General features: G+C 46.2%; 14 protein-coding genes. 10 read left to right on the top strand and 4 right to left on the bottom strand.

Annotated elements, in window-relative coordinates:
- The first annotated feature begins 6 nt into the window (after positions 1–6).
- The 5 genes from betB to choV are packed head-to-tail and all read left to right on the top strand — an operon-like array spanning position 7 to position 6273.
- Entirely contained in the window at positions 7–1467 is a 1461-nt protein-coding gene (gene betB / locus OU793_RS05240) for a betaine-aldehyde dehydrogenase (protein WP_021449499.1), read from the top strand.
- A gap of 20 nt (positions 1468–1487) precedes the next feature.
- Positions 1488–3203: a choline dehydrogenase gene (gene betA, locus OU793_RS05235; RefSeq protein WP_140102972.1), complete on the top strand. Its 1716-nt coding sequence runs from the start codon at positions 1488–1490 to the stop codon at positions 3201–3203.
- Between the two features lie 48 nt (positions 3204–3251).
- Entirely contained in the window at positions 3252–4190 is a 939-nt protein-coding gene (locus OU793_RS05230) for a choline ABC transporter substrate-binding protein (RefSeq protein WP_029832585.1), read from the top strand.
- A gap of 53 nt (positions 4191–4243) precedes the next feature.
- The gene (choW, locus tag OU793_RS05225; RefSeq protein ID WP_047732335.1) at positions 4244–5086 is read left to right on the top strand and encodes a choline ABC transporter permease subunit; all 843 of its coding nucleotides are present in this window, start codon (positions 4244–4246) and stop codon (positions 5084–5086) included.
- A 2-nt stretch (positions 5087–5088) separates the two neighbouring features.
- On the top strand, positions 5089–6273 hold the full coding sequence (gene choV / locus OU793_RS05220) for a choline ABC transporter ATP-binding protein (RefSeq protein ID WP_140102971.1): 1185 nt from the start codon (positions 5089–5091) through the stop codon (positions 6271–6273).
- A 114-nt stretch (positions 6274–6387) separates the two neighbouring features.
- Here choV and OU793_RS05215 read toward each other — a convergent pair whose 3' ends face one another.
- Entirely contained in the window at positions 6388–7044 is a 657-nt protein-coding gene (locus OU793_RS05215) for an NAD(P)H-dependent oxidoreductase (protein ID WP_005499154.1), read from the bottom strand.
- 314 nt (positions 7045–7358) lie between these two features.
- Here OU793_RS05215 and OU793_RS05210 point away from each other — a divergent pair, with 314 nt between their 5' ends.
- Positions 7359–7787, top strand: a complete 429-nt coding sequence (locus OU793_RS05210; protein ID WP_140102970.1) for a globin — start codon at positions 7359–7361, stop codon at positions 7785–7787.
- 127 nt (positions 7788–7914) lie between these two features.
- On the opposite strand, the gene OU793_RS05205 is transcribed toward OU793_RS05210, so the two are convergent.
- The 3 genes from OU793_RS05205 to OU793_RS05195 form a co-directional block, all read right to left on the bottom strand.
- On the bottom strand, positions 7915–8700 hold the full coding sequence (locus OU793_RS05205; RefSeq protein WP_005463674.1) for a slipin family protein: 786 nt from the start codon (positions 8698–8700) through the stop codon (positions 7915–7917).
- A gap of 9 nt (positions 8701–8709) precedes the next feature.
- Entirely contained in the window at positions 8710–10089 is a 1380-nt protein-coding gene (locus tag OU793_RS05200; RefSeq protein WP_140102969.1) for a nodulation protein NfeD, read from the bottom strand.
- 183 nt (positions 10090–10272) lie between these two features.
- Positions 10273–12996, bottom strand: a complete 2724-nt coding sequence (locus tag OU793_RS05195) for an EAL domain-containing protein (protein ID WP_159404356.1) — start codon at positions 12994–12996, stop codon at positions 10273–10275.
- A 319-nt stretch (positions 12997–13315) separates the two neighbouring features.
- Between OU793_RS05195 and OU793_RS05190 the strand changes: the two genes are divergently transcribed.
- The 4 genes from OU793_RS05190 to OU793_RS05175 all read left to right on the top strand — a co-directional run bounded on the left by OU793_RS05190 (position 13316) and on the right by OU793_RS05175 (position 17497).
- Positions 13316–13438, top strand: coding sequence for a hypothetical protein (locus tag OU793_RS05190; protein WP_017447435.1), 123 nt, complete (start codon positions 13316–13318; stop codon positions 13436–13438).
- A gap of 183 nt (positions 13439–13621) precedes the next feature.
- Positions 13622–14584, top strand: coding sequence for a cytochrome-c peroxidase (locus OU793_RS05185; protein WP_140102968.1), 963 nt, complete (start codon positions 13622–13624; stop codon positions 14582–14584).
- Positions 14577–16934 carry an ATP-binding protein gene (locus OU793_RS05180; RefSeq protein WP_140102967.1) on the top strand — a complete coding sequence of 786 codons (2358 nt, stop codon included), beginning with the start codon at positions 14577–14579 and terminating at the stop codon, positions 16932–16934. The genes OU793_RS05185 and OU793_RS05180 overlap by 8 nt, the downstream gene beginning before the upstream one ends.
- An 89-nt stretch (positions 16935–17023) precedes the next feature.
- Positions 17024–17497, top strand: coding sequence for an OsmC family protein (locus tag OU793_RS05175; RefSeq protein ID WP_021484460.1), 474 nt, complete (start codon positions 17024–17026; stop codon positions 17495–17497).
- Positions 17498–17671 lie beyond the last annotated feature (174 nt).

Below are 17671 nucleotides of genomic sequence, written 5' to 3'. Positions count from 1 at the left end.
TTCACTATGGAAATGAAAACACATTACATCGATGGTGCAATGTATATCGGATGTTCTGAAGAGCATTTCACCACTTACAATCCGGCAAATGGTGAGCCATTGGCCAATATTAAACAAGCAAACCAGAGCGATATGGAAGCCGCTATTGAATCTGCAAAGCGCGGCTTTGAGGTTTGGTCTGCAATGACGGCCATAGAACGTAGCCGAATTCTCAACAAAGCGGTAGCGATTCTGCGTGAACGCAATGACGAGTTAGCCGCTTTAGAAGTGGCGGACACGGGTAAGCCAATTCAAGAAGCGATCGCTGTTGATATTACGACAGGCGCAGATGTTATCGAATATTACGCTGGTCTTGCACCAAGTTTGCAGGGTGAGCAACAACCACTTAATGAAAACCAGTTTTTCTATACCCGCCGTGAACCTTTGGGAATTTGCGCAGGTATTGGCGCCTGGAACTATCCTATTCAAATCGCAATGTGGAAATCAGCACCAGCACTGGCTGCGGGTAATGCAATGATCTTTAAGCCGTCGGAAGAAACACCGCTTACAGCACTTAAGCTTGCGGAAATTTATTCTGAAGCGGGTCTTCCTGATGGTGTGTTTAACGTCGTGCAGGGTGACTACCGCGTAGGGCAGATGCTAACGGCGCATCCGGATATTGCTAAAGTATCGTTCACTGGCGAATCAGGTACTGGCAAAGTTGTTATGGGTGACAGTGCAAAAACGCTTAAGCAAGTCACAATGGAGTTAGGTGGCAAGTCACCACTGATCGTTTTTGATGATGCGAAGTTGAATGATGCGGTATCGGCCGCAATGGTTGCTAACTTTTACACTCAGGGTGAGGTATGTACCAACGGTACCCGTGTATTCGTCCATGAATCTATCTACGACGACTTTGTTGCACAGCTTAAAACTCGTACTGAGAAACTGGTTGTCGGCGACCCTCTTGATGAAAATACACAAATCGGTGCCCTAATTTCAAAAGAACATGAAAGCAAAGTGCTGTCAGCGATTGAGAGCGCAAAAGCGAGCGGTGCCACTCTGCTGACCGGCGGTTACAAAGTAACAGATAATGGTCTGCAAAATGGTAACTTCGTTGCTCCAACCGTATTTATCGACTGTGACGACAGCATGAGCCACGTACAGCAAGAGATCTTTGGTCCTGTAATGTCCGTGCTTAAATTTAGCGAAGAAGCTGAAGTTATCGAGCGAGCTAACGATACGGACTATGGCTTGGCTGCTGGTGTCTTTACTCAGAACCTCTCTCGCGCTCATCGCGTAATTCATAAGATTCAGGCAGGTATCTGCTGGGTTAATGCATGGGGTGACTCTCCGGCAGAAATGCCAGTTGGTGGCTATAAGCAATCCGGTATTGGCCGTGAGAACGGCGTCGAAACACTGAAGCACTACACGCAAACTAAGAGCGTACTGGTTCAGCTTAGCGACTTCGAAAGCCCTTACGCCTAAACACACCTAGGAGACACAAAATGAAACAACACTACGATTATATTATCGTCGGTGCGGGTTCGGCCGGCTGTGTGTTAGCGGATCGCTTGAGTGAGAGTGGTCAGCACTCAGTATTATTGCTGGAAGCGGGTGGTACGGATAAGAGTATTTTCATCCAAATGCCGACAGCACTTTCGTACCCGATGAACACTGAAAAATACGCTTGGCAGTTTGAGACCGTACAAGAAGATGGTCTTGATGGACGCCAGTTGCACTGTCCTCGCGGTAAAGTTCTCGGTGGTAGCTCTTCTATCAACGGTATGGTTTACGTACGTGGCCATGCTTGCGACTTCGACCAGTGGGAAGAAGAGGGAGCTAAAGGTTGGAATTACCAAGCGTGCTTACCGTACTTCCGCAAAGCTGAATCTTGGGTCGGTGGTGCTGATGAGTACCGAGGTGACAGTGGTCCGCTAGGCACATGTAGCGGCAATGACATGAAGCTGAACCCGTTGTATGAAGCCTTTATTGAGGCTGGTAAAGAGGCGGGCTATCCCGAAACTGACGATTACAACGGTTTCCAGCAGGAAGGCTTCGGTCCGATGCACATGACCGTTGATAAAGGCGTACGTGCTTCAACCTCTAATGCATACTTAAGCCGTGCTAAAAAGCGCAAGAACTTCACGCTCATGAAGCGAGTGACTGTGCGTCGTGTGTTACTTGAAGAGACAGGGCTACAAGGCAAGAAAGCGGTCGGCGTTGAATTTGAGAAAGCAGGTTCAATTCAGCAGTGTTTCGCGAAAAATGAAGTCATTTCTAGTGCAGGCTCAATCGGCTCGGTACAGCTACTTCAACTTTCCGGTATTGGTCCTAAAGATGTACTGGAAAAAGCGGGCATCGAGTTGAAACACCAGTTGGAAGGGGTAGGTAAAAACCTGCAAGACCATCTGGAAGTGTACTTCCAATACCACTGTAAGCAGCCAATCACACTGAACAGTAAACTAGGCTTGGTGAGCAAAGGGTTAATCGGTACCGAGTGGATTCTGACTCGAAAAGGTCTTGGCGCAACTAACCATTTTGAATCGTGTGCGTTTATTCGTTCGCGTGAAGGATTAAAGTGGCCAAATATTCAATATCACTTCCTACCTGCGGCAATGCGTTATGACGGACAGGCTGCCTTTGATGGCCATGGTTTCCAGGTACACGTCGGCCCTAATAAACCAGAGAGCCGGGGCACTGTAGAGGTGGTTTCTTCTAACCCGAATGATAAGCCAAAGATTGAGTTTAACTACATCTCGGCCGAGCAAGATAAACAGGACTGGCGTGACTGTATTCGTCTGACGCGCGAAATTCTCAATCAACCTGCGATGGATGAGTTCCGTGGCGATGAGATCCAGCCAGGTCTCAATATCACTACCGACGAGCAAATTGATGAGTGGGTTAAGCAAAATGTTGAGAGTGCTTATCATCCTTCATGTAGCTGCAAAATGGGTGCAGACGATGATCCGCTAGCCGTACTGGATGAGCAGTGTCAGGTACGCGGCATCCAGGGTTTGCGTGTTGTGGACTCGTCAATTTTCCCAACCATTCCAAATGGTAACTTGAATGCGCCAACCATCATGGTTGCAGAACGGGCTGCGGACATGATCTTGGGTAACGCACTAGAAAAATCAAATAACACTCCGGTTTGGATTGCACCGAACTGGCAAGAGATGCAGCGAATGCATCCACCGAAAAGAGACTTGGAGTCGATCTCTTAATCTTTAAAAACTGAGAATAAAGTCAGAAATTATTAAAAGGAATTCAACATGTCTAAGATGACAAAAATACTATCGACTATCGCATTAAGTTCTGTAGCGACTGGCGCTTACGCAAATCAATGTGAAACGGTTCGTTTTGCTGATGTCGGTTGGACAGACATTACCGCAACCACTGCTGTAACCACAGAGCTACTGAAAGGCTTGGGTTACAAAACCAAGACGGATCTGCTGTCTGTACCAGTAACTTATTCTTCTATGGCGAACGGCGACATTGATATCTTCCTTGGTAACTGGATGCCAACGATGGAAGGTGACATCGCTAAGTACCGAGATGCTGGCACTGTCGAAACGGTAAAAGCGAACCTTGTCGGTGCGAAATACACTCTGGCAGTACCAAAATACGTTTATGACGCCGGTGTGAAGAGCTTTGCTGACCTGGAAAAACATGCCGACAAATTTAAAGACCGCATTTACGGCATCGAACCAGGTAACGATGGTAACCGCCTGATTCAATCCATGATCGACAGCAATGCGTTTGGTTTAAAAGACTTCAGCCTAGTTGAATCAAGTGAAGCGGGCATGGTGTCACAAGTATCACGTGCGGTACGTCGCAATCAGTGGATCGTTTACTTGGGTTGGGCACCGCACCCAATGAACAGCAACGTTGAAATGGAATACCTGGCGGGTGGCGATGATTTCTTCGGTCCAAATTACGGCGGTGCAAACGTTTATACAAACGTACGTCAAAACTACCTTGCTGAGTGTCCGAATGTGGGTCAACTAGTGAAAAACCTAGAATTCAGCCTAGAAATGGAAAACGAGCTGATGGAAGCGATTCTTAACCAGAAGCAAAAGCCATCTAAAGCGGCACAGGCATGGTTAAACGCGAACGCAGACAAAATCGAAGCGTGGCTGAAAGACGTGAAAACCGTCGATGGCCAAGACGCTCAGTCGGCAATTGCTCGTTACCTTAAAGACAACGCTTAATTGATTTTCTTAGTGGGCAGCAATGCCCACATCATCAACACATAGGTTTTATTGTGAATTTTATTACGGACAACAAACTACCGTTGGGCCAATGGATGGAAACGGGCGTCGATTGGTTAACCATCAATGCATCAGGTTTTTTTGATGCAATCTCTATTACCCTAGAAACCATCATTATGTTTGTGGTGGATATCTTTAAATGGATGCCGCCAGCCGCTCCTATCATTATGACTGCTGCGTTAGCGTGGTTTTTGCACCGCAGTCTCCCGTTGGTCGTATTTATTGTATTGGCTCTGTTGGCAATTCTTAACCTTGGCTACTGGCAAGAAATGCTGGAAACCTTTGTTCTTGTGTTTGCAGCGACAACGATTTCCGTATTAATTGGCGTTCCACTGGGGATCATGGCAGCGCATCGCCCTTGGTTATACACGTTACTTCGACCTATTTTGGATCTGATGCAAACCGTACCGACATTCGTCTACTTGATCCCGACATTAGTTTTGTTTGGTTTAGGCATTGTACCGGGACTGATTTCAACCATCATTTTTGCCATTGCCGCACCAATTCGATTGACGTATTTGGGCATCATCAAAGTGCCACAAGAACTACTGGAAGCGGGTAAAGCATTTGGCGCAAGCCGTATGAAGTTACTGTTTAAGGTGGAGTTACCTGCGGCATTACCTAGCATCATGGCGGGGGTTACTCAATGTATTATGCTATCTCTTTCGATGGTGGTCATTGCCGCACTAGTAGGTGCAGATGGTTTAGGTAAGCCAGTTGTGCGCGCACTGAACACGGTAAATATCTCACAAGGTTTTGAAGCTGGTTTAGCGATTGTTCTTGTTGCCATCATTCTTGATCGCTTATGCAAAGCGCCAAACCAGAAGGAGGCTTAATCATGGACGCTATTACTATTGAAAATCTTGATGTGGTGTTTGGTCAGCAGCAATCACAAGCTTTGGCTTTGCTGGGTCAAGGTAAGTCTCGTCAGGAGATCATCGACGAAACCGGTCAGGTCGTTGGTGTTGATAATGTTTCTCTAACGGTCAAACGTGGTGAAATCTGTGTATTGATGGGTTTGTCTGGTTCTGGAAAATCCAGCTTGCTTCGCACCGTGAACGGGCTCAATGATATTTCTCGTGGTTCGCTGAAAATTCAAGATGGCGACGATATGGTAGAGCTTGCTAACTGTAATGAGCAGACGCTTCGTCATCTACGTACTCATCGAGTGTCGATGGTGTTCCAGAAGTTTGCTCTGATGCCTTGGCTAACGGTACTGGATAACGTGGCATTTGGCCTTGAAATGCAAGGTATAGGTAAAGCAGCGCGCCGTGCAAAAGCACGTGAACAGTTAGAAATGGTTGGTTTGTCAGAATGGGAGAGTAAGTTCCCGCATGAGCTTTCTGGCGGTATGCAGCAGCGCGTGGGCTTGGCTCGTGCGTTTGCGATGGATACGGACATTCTTCTCATGGATGAACCGTTTTCAGCACTTGACCCACTGATTCGTGCACAACTTCAAGATGAACTGATTCTGCTGCAAGAAAAGCTGAACAAAACGATTTTGTTCGTAAGTCATGACTTAGATGAAGCACTTAAAATTGGTAACAACATTGCCATTATGGAATCGGGTAAACTCATTCAGCATGGCAAACCAGAGCAGATCATTCTGGCACCAGAAACCGATTATGTGGCGGACTTCGTTGCCCACACGAATCCTCTGAATGTGCTTAAAGGTCGTTCTCTAATGAAGTCGAGTGATGCTTTGGTACGTGAAAAAGAGCGTGTGCTTATTTGTCCTGATAAAGAAATTTGGGTGACGCAAGAGTCGAAAGGCCTGAGTTTGCCGAACTCTGAACAGTCGCTGATTCAGTGGGTAAGCGAATCATCGAACCTTGATGATGTCGAATCTAACTCTCTGGTTCAGGTTAGCCCGAACATCAGCATGCGCGAAGCGATAGAGCTTAAGCAGCGCAGTAACCAGCCTCTGTTGCTGGTGGAAGATGACAAGTTGGTTGGTGTGTTGAGTGATCACGAGTTGTATGACGCGCTGCTTGGTAATTTTAAATCCGAGCAAGTGGCTTAGTTGAGATAAACGTCTGAACTGAAAGCGATACTCAACTCAAATTACACTCAAAACAAACAAGCCGCACATCAATGTGCGGCTTGTTCATTCAACAATGATGATTTCAATCAGCTTTTATAGCGTGGTGATAACATCATCCAATGCCATACGCGCTTTAGGTAAACCGTGATTGTAGTCTTCACCATCTTTGTGGTAACCGATCGCCAGCGCAACTTCACAAACGTGGCCTTCCAACTCGTCTTTAAATTCTTCGCCAATCAGCTCAGGATCAACGCCTTCCATTGGAGTGGAGTCAATACCAAGGCGCGCTAATGTGTGCAGTAGGTTACCCAGTGCGATGTAAACTTGCGCCTTAGTCCAATGACCGTTGAAGCCATTTTCATCGGTGTTCGCTTCGGCAAATGCGTATGCGCCCATAAAGGTGTTGTACATATCTGCTGGTAGGTGACCTGAAGTGACTTCGGCATCCACGCGTTTTGCAAACTTCTCTTTTGTGAACTTAGGATCGTAAGCAAGAAGGATAGTGTGCGACGCCGTGGTTGCGTGGGGTTGGTTAAATTGGTGTTTGTTCGCGAACGTGCTGTGGAAGCGTTGTTTCGCTTCATCACTTTCAATCACGATGAATTTCCATGGTTGCGAGTTAATTGACGATGCAGACAGACGAATGGCTTCTTTGATGATGGCCATATCTTCTTGAGAAATGCGTTTTTCTGCGTCGTATTTTTTCGCTGTGTAGCGGCTGTTTAGATCTTTAATGATTTGATGAGACACGTTTTTATCCTCGTTATTCAGTTTTATATCGGCCGCTTTTAGCTTCGACAACCACGCGTACCTCGAAAGTGAGTTCATAGTACCGAATAACCAGCAATTGATAAGATGGCTTTTATTTAAATCACTTTTAACTTTTTGTTGAAAATCGAACAGAGAACTTGGGAGTGATGTTTCAAACTCTGCGTAGAGAACGTGGTCTTTGCTGTTTCTTGGCCAAAATTACAAGCTTTGAGATATTCGCTTGCCCCTTGTTTGAGATATTAAATTACACTCATAAAATATGAGTTGTACTCTGGTTTTCGTTTGGAGTGGTCATGAATGTGATTGAGGTTTTCAACGACAGTTACGAGCGTTGTGTTCTCAGTGAGCACTTCTTCGAGCGGTTTTATGCCAAGTTTTGGTCGAAAGGAAAGAGCTTTCGGCAGAAATTTGAAGGCGTAGATATGCAAAAGCAAGTTCGTATGCTCAAAGGTTCGATCGTCTTTTTTATGATGACAGACACGTCTTCTGATGCGCGAAAAATGATGGAAAAGTATGGCAAAAAGCACGGTATCGATAACATTGGTATCAAACCCGAAGACATTGATATTTGGTTTGAAAGCTTATTGGAAACAGTACAAGAGTGTGATTATGAGTACAACTCCGACGTTGAAAAGGCATGGCGCGCTTGTTTTAAATCGGGTCTGGAAATCATGAAACGCGAATGTGGTACACCGCCAAGTAAATCCGACACGGATCAGTGATCGAAAGGTTTGTGATATCTAATATGAAGAAGCGGCCTTACTGTTTACACCAAACTCAACGAGACCAAACTAAGTCCGCTCAAGTTAAACCCAAGCCGCTTCCGCCCTTATTTGAAAATTAATGTGGCTATTCTTCTTTATCCTGCCCCTGATTCTTTTTAACGGCGTTGGCAATGTCCGTCACCGCTTCGACCAAATTAATTGGCATTGGGAAGATGATGGTTGAGGTTTTGTCCGTCGTAATTTCGGTTAAGGTCTGCATATAGCGTAATTGCAGCGCGTTTGGCGCTTCGTTTAGCATTTCTGCGGCTTCTTTCAGCTTGTTCGACGCTTCCAATTCACCCGTTGCGTGAATCACTTTGGCTCGGCGGTTACGTTCAGCTTCGGCTTGGCGAGCCAGCGCGCGAACCATGCTGTCGTTCAAATCGACGTGTTTGACTTCGACGGTGGAGATTTTAATGCCCCAATCGTCGGTTTGTTGATCGAGTATGGATTGTAAATCCTTGTTGAGTCGTTCTCGTTCGGATAGCAGTTCATCCAACTCGTGTTGGCCCAGCACCGAGCGTAGCGTCGTTTGTGCTAACTGGCTGGTGGCATCGCTGTAACTTTCAATATTGTTGATTGCCATTTGTGGGTCAACCACGCGAAAATACACCACCGCGTTAACGCGCACAGAGACGTTATCTTTGGTGATCAAATCTTGTGTTGGCACATCCAGCACAATGGTTCGCAGATCAACACGAACCATTTGTTGGATGAAAGGAATCAAAATGATCAAGCCCGGGCCTTTTACTTCTTGAAATCGCCCCAGAAAGAACACTACGCCTCGTTCGTACTCGCGCAGAACCTTAAACATTTGTGTCGCTAATGCGAACAGCAGCACCACGATCACAGCAACAGTGTAGAGCATCATAAACGCCTCCTATTCTTTAGGGCGGTCATTGGGCTTCACCGTTAAGGTTAGCCCTTTAACATGAACAATGGTGACCGATTCACCTTGTTTGAGTTCTTGATCTTGTTCGGTCTTCGCTTGCCAAAATGCACCTTCAAACTGCACGCGGCCTTGTCCGTCGATGAAGTCGTCACTCACAATGGCATGTTTACCGGGGTAGGTCTCTAAACCTGTGGTGACGCCTTTTCCTCGAATCCTGAGTAAGAAACCAATAGTGAGAAGAATCAACGCGATAGAGAAAATGGCGATACCGAAAATCAACGGTAGGGCAATTTGGAAGCCCGGGAGCTCGCTGTCCATCAGGAATATTGAACCAAGCACAAATGCTACTACGCCGCCCAAGCCTAAAATGCCAAAGCTTGGGCTAAAGGCTTCGGCAATCATGAGCGCGATACCGAGTAGCAGCAGCCCTAAACCTGCGTAGTTGACGGGCATCATTTGCAGTGCGTACATCGCAAGCAGTAAGCAGATGCCGCCAAGCACACCGGGTAAACCCACTCCGGGGTTATAAAACTCGAGTAATAGGCCGTAAATGCCGATGAGCATTAGAATGTAGGCGACATTAGGATTGGTGATCACCGCAAGCATTTCTGCACGCCAGTCCGGTGTTCTTTCAACCCAAATGGGATTCTCGAGTGACAATGTCATGGGGAGATTGTTCACCTTGACGGATTTACCGTTTATCGCGGTGACCAACTCTTCTGGCGAGTTGGCGATGACATCAATGACATTGAGTTCTAAGGCTTCTTCTGCGTCTAAACTGGCGGCTTCACTGACGGCTTTTTCTGCCCATTGTGCATTGCGGTCATGTAATTTTGCGAGCCCTTTAATGTAGGCTTTTGCGTCATTGATGACCTTTTTCTCCATGGCGGTTTTAGCCGGAACTTGATCGCCGCTCTTTTCTGCATTGGGTTTGTTTTCATCCGAGGCTTCTTTGTCTTTGCCGTCATCAGAAGAGGGCGCTTGTGGTGCACCACCTATGGCGACAGGTGTTGCTGCGCCTAGGTTGGTCGCTTCTGCCATTGCCGCAACGTGGCTGGCAAGCAGAATGTAAGTGCCCGCGCTCGCGGCTCTAGAGCCTGAAGGCCCAACCCAAGTCGCAATCGGTGTGGTCGAGGTTGTAATGGCGTGAATAATGTCTCTCATCGCGCTATCTAGCCCGCCAGGGGTATCCATTTTGAGAATCACTAGGCTCACGCCGTTGATTTGAGCTTGTTCAATTTCCCTAGTGAGGTAGTCACTGTTGGCTGGGCCAATTGCCCCTTTTACGGGCACAATCCAAACCGTATTTGCCAGTGTTTGGCCAGCAAATAGAAGCAGCGGTAGTAGCCATATCCATGTCCGTTTCATGCAGTCCTCCTTGTCCGGTGACAGGGACTTATTGAAAACCTTGTTTAAAGTATATACGCAGACATTTATATCGGGTTGAAACCGTGTTCGATCATCAGTGCGATGCAATACTGAGTCTTACGTGGCAAGAAGCAGAGAGATTGGGGAACAAAAAAGGGCTTTGCCTTGGGAGGGGGAGCGAGATTAACAGTGGGGCAAGCCAGAAAACTGAGCGAATGCGTCTTCTCGAGTCATCGGTTTATAGAAGTAGAAACCTTGTAACTCATCTATATTCCACACTTTTAGTTTGCGGACTTGGCTGGCCGTCTCGACCCCTTCTGCGACGATGGTTAATCCTAACTCTTGCGACATATTGGCAATGTTTCGCACGAGCGTTTTGGCTCGGTCGTTGGTTTCAATTTCATCCACGTACGATTTGTCGAGTTTGACGATGTCTAGAGGGAAGTTGCACACGCTGCTGAATGATGCGTAGCCCGTACCAAAATCATCCAGCGCCAGTTGTACGCCCAGTTGTTTGATTTCGTTGATGCAGTGGATGGATTCCGTTTCGCCGCCCATCAGCATACTTTCGGTGATTTCTAGCACCAAATGACCTGCAGAGATGTTGTGCTCTTCAATCATGGTTTGCAGGAATGAAATCAGCCGTGAATGGTAGAAATGCTGCGCACTCAGGTTGACGTGCACCGTCAGTGGCGGCAAGCCTTGGCTGTGTCTCTTTGTGTTCAGTTTGCCGATAAAATCGCAAGACTGATTGAGGATGGATTCTCCAAGTTCAACAATTAGTTTCCCTTGCTCTGCAAGCGGAATAAAGATCAACGGCGAGATAATGCCGAGCGTTGGATGCGGCCATCGAGCCAATGCTTCAAAGCCAATGATTTCACCTGATTTCGCGTTCACGATTGGTTGAAAATAAGGAATGATGTTGTCTTGTCGAATCGCTACTTCTAAGTCGCGATGGATGATCATCGACGTTTCTGCCTGCTCAGATAATTCACCATCAGCGACCAACACTTCATGCATGTGACGACCGCTCATTGACTGCGCAGAGTAACGAGCTACAAGCAATAGGTGCTCAAGGGATTGGTGGGTGATTTTAGGGTCAACCATCACGGCTTTGCTGTCGAGCGACAACATAATCCCAGAGAGTTCGATTTTGTAAGAGAGCTGATTTAACAGTCGGTTTGCCGCTTCCAACGCGTCGCTGTGACCGCTTGCGTTGGGAAGAATGACGATGAACTCATGCTCACTAATCCGACCAATTTGGTGAGTACCCAAATGGTCGCGCAACAAAGTCGAGATGTACTGGATCGCCTCATCAAAGATCAGGTGTCCGTACACTTCAGCGATTTGCTTGAGGCTCTTACTTGTTATGTAGATGAACGAGAAGTGATTCGGCTGGTGTTTCACCAACTCTTCAAGTGCACCTAAGATTACCGGGCGATTACAAAAGCCGGACACAGGATCAAAATCGGTCAGCTTTTGAATCATCTCAGCTTGTTGTTTGTTTTCACTCAAATCTTGCAACAGCAGCATCAAGGCGGTGTGCCCGTTGTGCTGAATCAGTGTTGCTTCTATTAAACAATCGATGGTTTCGCCATGGCTGTCTAGCATCTGTGCTTCAAACTGATTGCGGCCATGTTGAAGCTCTCGATACATTGCATCAACACGACACTCATCAGCAGTCGTAGGGCAGAGCGAGTCTAATGGCTGCTCAAGAAGGTCGGACTTTTTATAACTCAGTAGTTCAAGCGCTCGATGGTTGGCGTCGACGATTTCACGTTCAATAACGATCAGCATGCCTAACGATGAGCTGTGGTAAAGTGCGCCGAATTTCTCCATGGAGTCTTTCAGTTGTAACTGAGTCATAGACGTGTTTTCAGAGAGCTTTTGCACAAGCTTTGTCGCGAGTTCTAACTCATCGAACTTTACGGACTGCAAACCTTCAAGCTGATATTGGGAGGCGATTTCGTTAATGCCTTCTGCAAAGTGGCTAAAGCGTGTTGCCACCTTTCTTTTGAAGATGAAAAACGTGCTGGTAGCAATGACTGACGCTACCACCCCAACCGTCGCAAAGAGGTAAATAAAGAGCGTATTACCTTTTGAATAGTGTTCGCGTTTGGTTTGTGTTTTCAACCACGCAATCGGCTCACCCGCGAGATCGCTGATTGGGGTCCATTTGATGATGGACTCTGAGGTTTTATCGATGCTTTTAGTTTTGGCATGATCGACAGGATTAAACGACTTGGTCACGAGCGTATTGTTGGCAGACATCATCGCTTTAAAGTCGCCAGGGAAACGCTCAGACAGATTGCGTCCCCAAAGCATCCAGCCGTTCGAAGGACGATCTCCTTCGCTGTTGCGAACCGGCGCTAAGCTCAACCCCCAAATGTTGTCATTGATCTTAAATATGCCCGCCAAACTTTCGCGGTGAACATCAAGCTTACTGTTCATCGCCAAAATATGCTGTTGGAGGAGTGGCACGGACACGACTTTATTGTTTAGTGAGGATGAAGACTCTGGTGTGTTTTCACGACTCAATGACACTAAGGACTGCCCATCCAGTGTGATAAACGACATCAAATCGAGGTTCAGCGCATCAAGGGTTTCGACATATAAGTTGCGTTCGCTGTAACTTGCGATGTCACGGTGTGCGAAAAGGTCATAGGTCTCATCCCAGTAAGCCCAATCATAGGAACTTCCTTCTTGCTGAGTCACCATCATGTCAATTACGGCTATAGCTTGCTGACTTGAGTGGTCAATTTCCATGTTTTCCAACTCATCTAAGCTGTACAGGAAAAAGTATCGGCTGATAAAAAGAAAACTAATTATCATCCCGAGCAGACCGAGCGAGAAATACAAGGCAGTCTTGTAGCGAAGATTTAAGTTAAACAAGCGAGGTGTTTGCATTAAAAAATAGTTATAAGTATTAGTTTTAAAAAAGTGTACGACATATCATATTTGAAATAGTTGATGCTCGTCCAACTTGTCGACATCCATTTTCGCTCGCTTATCTAGGTTATACAGTTAGTTAACCGATTGCTTTTTAAGCAAAACGAGCAGTAAATTAATAAAAAAGTAGATAGTACAATCGCTTAGATAACAGCGCTTCTAGCACGTCATTTTTTGCAAAAAATTTTGTTGATTGTTTAACACGCCTTGATACAAGCATCCGTTTTTCATTCGCCTGTTGACGTAGTAAACTGCGAAAAAACAACAGGAAATTGTGATGTTTATAGTTCAACGCTTGGTCAAATTGGCCATCATCTGTGTCATCTTCTTCACCATCTTTGATTTGATTGCTTACGGTGAAGTCACTTGGTTTTATCGCCTGCTTGCCTTCATCAACTAGCCACGCTCTATTGCCTTCCGGACGCGAGTTCGAATTCTATTGGACTCGCTCTGTCTGTTTTTATCTCTCTCCCTCTTGAGCTTTATACGAAACAAAATCATACCTTTTACTCTCGCCTGAAAATGGCAAAAAATCGCATTTGCAACTAGGTTCATAATTAGGGCGTTATAGGAAGTTCAAGTTATGAGGCTGAGTACAGCTATCAAATGGGGTGCCGCCGTGCTATTCGTTTGTACCGCATCATCCGTCAGTGTTGCAAAAGCAGAAGTCGAACTTGTTTTGCCTATCGAGGGCGATCCGGTCGTCGACGTTAAGTTAGCGCGGATTGGTTGGCATTTATTTAGAGATCCCAACTTGTCATCGAATGGTAAAGTCAGTTGTGAAAGTTGCCACAATCTACAAACGAATGGCGCGCAAAACACAGCCGTAGCAGCAGGTGTAAAAGGGGCAGGAATACGAAACGCGATCACGGTTTTTAATGCGTCACTGAATTACCGACTGTTATGGGATGGCTCGTCGAATACGTTAGTCTCTCAAATGGATGGCCCAATTCACGACCCGTTAGAAATGGACTCCAACTGGCCGAAGATTGAAAGCTACGTTCAAAACAACGAGCAGTATCAAGCGCTGTTTAAACGCGCTGGAAACCTGCCAATTTCTATCGACAACATCAAAGCGTCCATTGTTGAGTTTGTTAAAGGGCTTGAAACTCCAGGCGCGCCGTTTGATGCCTACTTATTGGGTTACACGCATGTTTTGAATGAGAAAGCGAAGCGCGGTTGGAAAACCTTCCAGAAAGCTGGGTGCGTACAATGTCATCAAGGGAAAAATGTTGGCGGCGCGATGATTCAACGCTTCGCTTACTTTGAGCATAAACCCGTGCAGAAAGACACAGGTCGCCATTTACTCACAACGGAAGGGGATGAAGGGTATTATTTCCGTGTTGCCAGTTTAAGAAACGTCGCATTAACGGGGCCGTATTTTCATAACGGGCAAGTGACCACCCTTGCTGAGGCGATTCAAATCATGTCGCAAACGCAGCTTGGTATTACGATGAGTGATAGCAACATCGAAGACATCGAAGCGTTCTTGACGTCACTCAGCGCCCCAAGGCCAGTAATTTTAGAGGTGCTGGAAAATGAATAAGTTTAGGTTGGTCAATTCATGCTTATTTATTGCGATGCTGGTGGCGTGCACCTTTGCCTACATGGCTCACATTAACTCCAAGAGTACGCAACAACTTCATAGCGCGCTTTCTGAGGTCGGCCATCAGCTGATTGAAGAACGCGATGTGATCGTGAATCAGTATGCCATCAAGGAGCGAAAGAACTTCGAGCTCACTAAATCGTTGGTTGATATTGAAGTTGAAGCGGAAAAATTGGCTGATACCTTCGATAATGCCGTTTGGTTTCCCATCTCACCCAACCGCCAGAAAATACAACAGACGTTAGCCAAGTTTGAGCAACGGGTTATTCAAACCACTTCGCAATTAGACATGTTGATTGGGGTACAAGTCGAAAATCAATATGCCTTGCTGATGCTGTTGGACATCTATGAAGAGGAGTTTTCGACGCACATTGGTGAAACGCAATTAGATAAACATTACGTCGAGTTTTTTAGCCGCGACTTAGTGAATCAAAGTGGGGAGCAAAGCGAAAGTGGCGCGAACTTTTTGGGGCGCTTACATGAAAGCGATAAAAAAATCGAGCTGTTGACCAATGAGCTACTGGATCACAATTACTTTGTGTTTGTGGAAGAGGCCGAGCACTCACTTCTTGATCTCGCCCAAAATGAGGCGCGCTTCACTTGGCTGTTTGTGTTTGTCGCAGTGATGTTGTTAGTCGGGTCGTTCTTGTATCAACTGCAATACCGAATGCACAACTTGAAGCAGCTTAACTCGGAGTTGGAAGCCGAGACGGACAAAGCAGAGCGAGCGGCGAAGGCTAAATCCAGCTTTCTTGCTGCAATGAGTCACGAATTAAGAACGCCAATGAATGGTGTGCTCGGGATTTCTCAGTTGATTGCAGAGGAAACCAAAGAGCCCGTCACCAAAGAGCACATTAAGGTGATTCTGGATTCAGGGCAGCATTTAATGACTATCCTCAACGACATCTTGGACTTTTCTAAAGTTGAGGAAAATAAGCTAGAACTGGAAGAGGCCCCGTTTCATCTTGAGCAAGTCTTAACTCCGGTTTGCAGCGCCATACAACCGTTAATTGATGAAAAAAGCATTGAGCTGATTGTTGAGAACGACGTTCCGAACAACACCGAGTTCACAGGCGATTGTGCTCGACTTCGCCAAATTTTGTTTAATTTGGCGGGTAACGCCGTGAAGTTTACCAATGAAGGGCACGTACTGATTCGTACCGAGTTAAATGGTGAAGACAAACAGCTGTTGATCATCGTTAGTGATACGGGGATCGGTATCGCGCCCGATAAACAAGGGCGAGTATTTAACTCCTTCGAGCAAGCAGATTCTTCAACTACAAGAAGGTTTGGAGGAACGGGTTTAGGGTTGGCCATCGTTAAAAAGCTCACTGAGCTTATGGGTGGTTCTATTACCTTAAAGAGCGTAGTAGGGGTCGGCACGCAGTTTATTGTCACTTTGCCGATACCATGGAATGAGAGCGAAAAACCTAGCCCGCAGCATACGCCAGTTCAAACCCGAAGCACTCAGAACTTGCGCATTTTGTTGGCAGAAGATAACCGCGTAAATGCTTTGGTGGCGAAAGGCTTTTGCGAAAAGTTAGGGCACGCAGTGGATGTCGCAGAAAACGGGCTGGTTGCTGTAGAAAAGGCACGCGACAACGATTATGACCTTATCTTGATGGATAATCACATGCCAGAGATGAATGGTGTCGAAGCGACTCGTTTTATTCGCGAAAAGCTAGGGGTAAAGACGTTGCTGTTTGCCTATACTGCGGATGTCTTTCGTGAGGCCCATGACCACTTTATCGCGGCAGGTGCCGATCATGTCCTAACCAAGCCTCTGCAAAGGGAAAGTTTTGCTGACGCTTTGAAGCAATTCAGTGCGAGGCTCAAAGTGAAACAAACTGAAGAGGTATCGCCAGCGAGCAATGTATTGCAACTGCAACGTAAGCCGATTGAAAACTTGAGGCTGACGGAAGAGGAACTGTCGAACTCCGAAATGTTGGCGTCCCTCAAAGAACATCCGAATGAGTTACTTGATCTGCTCAATAGCATCATCACCGATTTTGAACTGGCGGTTGATGACCTGATTGAAAACTTTATGCAGAGCGATTTCGACTCTCTCAAATTGACGATGCATACGACCAAGGGAATGGCGTTGAATTTAGGGCTGAAGATACTGGCTAGCCAAGCGCTGGAACTCGAAACACAGTTAAAAATGAACCAAGTGCCAGCGATTGAACAGCTACAGATGTTGATCAATCGCCTCCAAGTGAATATTCATCAAGGACACCGTTTGAGAGATGAGTTAGTAAAAGCGCAACAAAACTCAGAACAGGTGCTTTGAAGTGGCTGTTCGCTCATTTCACTCAGTGTCTGTTTTCTTTCCGTATTGAGCTGTGATTTACTACACCACTCAACAATCAGGGAATGAGTATGAGTAAGCACACGGCATTAATAACGTGGCAACGCCAGGCCAATGAAATCTTTAGCGATAATCAATACAGTCGAGCGCACACTTGGCGCTTTGATGGCGGTTTGTTAGTTCCTGCTTCGCCATCTCCTCATGTTGTTCCGTTGCCGCTGTCGGTAGAAGAAAACGTCGATCCCGAAGAGGCGTTTGTTGCGGCACTTTCTAGTTGCCATATGTTGGTTTTCCTTTCGATTGCAGCAAAGCGTCGTTATGTTATCGACTCTTATGTTGATGCAGCTGAAGGGGAGTTGACCGTTGGTGAAAATGGGAAAGAGTGGGTTTCGAGAGTGGTGTTAAATCCGAAAGTTGTATTTTCTGGTGATAAGCAGCCAAGCTATGAGCAATTGGAAAAAATGCATCACATGGCGCATGAAAACTGTTTTATCGCGAATTCGGTGAAAACGGAGATCGTAACCAATATTCTTCATTCTGATTAATGCTCTACAGCCAAGCTAAAACTCTAAATCGCAGTGATAGTGATGGGATATGAGTGACCTGTTTCACACTATTGCTTCGTTGTCTGCCTTAAATGCGTGATTGTTGTGCAGTCGCGCAACTCGTTTGTTGTTAAATTAATGTTAATATCGATCCATGTGTGATTAGCCAAGTCA

The organism is Vibrio sp. VP6, assembly GCF_028823755.1.
Lineage (GTDB): Bacteria > Pseudomonadota > Gammaproteobacteria > Enterobacterales > Vibrionaceae > Vibrio > Vibrio parahaemolyticus.
The sequence above is the reverse complement of the archived record's forward strand: the minus strand, read 5'-3'. Positions and strand labels throughout refer to the sequence as shown.

Coding starts and splice junctions, on each gene's coding strand:
- betB (WP_021449499.1), top strand. CDS start 7: ATGGAAATGAAAACACATTACATCGATGGTGCAATGTATATCGGATGT.
- betA (WP_140102972.1), top strand. CDS start 1,488: ATGAAACAACACTACGATTATATTATCGTCGGTGCGGGTTCGGCCGGC.
- OU793_RS05230 (WP_029832585.1), top strand. CDS start 3,252: ATGTCTAAGATGACAAAAATACTATCGACTATCGCATTAAGTTCTGTA.
- choV (WP_140102971.1), top strand. CDS start 5,089: ATGGACGCTATTACTATTGAAAATCTTGATGTGGTGTTTGGTCAGCAG.
- OU793_RS05210 (WP_140102970.1), top strand. CDS start 7,359: ATGAATGTGATTGAGGTTTTCAACGACAGTTACGAGCGTTGTGTTCTC.
- OU793_RS05205 (WP_005463674.1), bottom strand. CDS start 8,700: ATGATGCTCTACACTGTTGCTGTGATCGTGGTGCTGCTGTTCGCATTA.
- OU793_RS05200 (WP_140102969.1), bottom strand. CDS start 10,089: ATGAAACGGACATGGATATGGCTACTACCGCTGCTTCTATTTGCTGGC.
- OU793_RS05195 (WP_159404356.1), bottom strand. CDS start 12,996: ATGCAAACACCTCGCTTGTTTAACTTAAATCTTCGCTACAAGACTGCC.
- OU793_RS05190 (WP_017447435.1), top strand. CDS start 13,316: ATGTTTATAGTTCAACGCTTGGTCAAATTGGCCATCATCTGTGTCATC.
- OU793_RS05185 (WP_140102968.1), top strand. CDS start 13,622: ATGAGGCTGAGTACAGCTATCAAATGGGGTGCCGCCGTGCTATTCGTT.
- OU793_RS05180 (WP_140102967.1), top strand. CDS start 14,577: ATGAATAAGTTTAGGTTGGTCAATTCATGCTTATTTATTGCGATGCTG.
- OU793_RS05175 (WP_021484460.1), top strand. CDS start 17,024: ATGAGTAAGCACACGGCATTAATAACGTGGCAACGCCAGGCCAATGAA.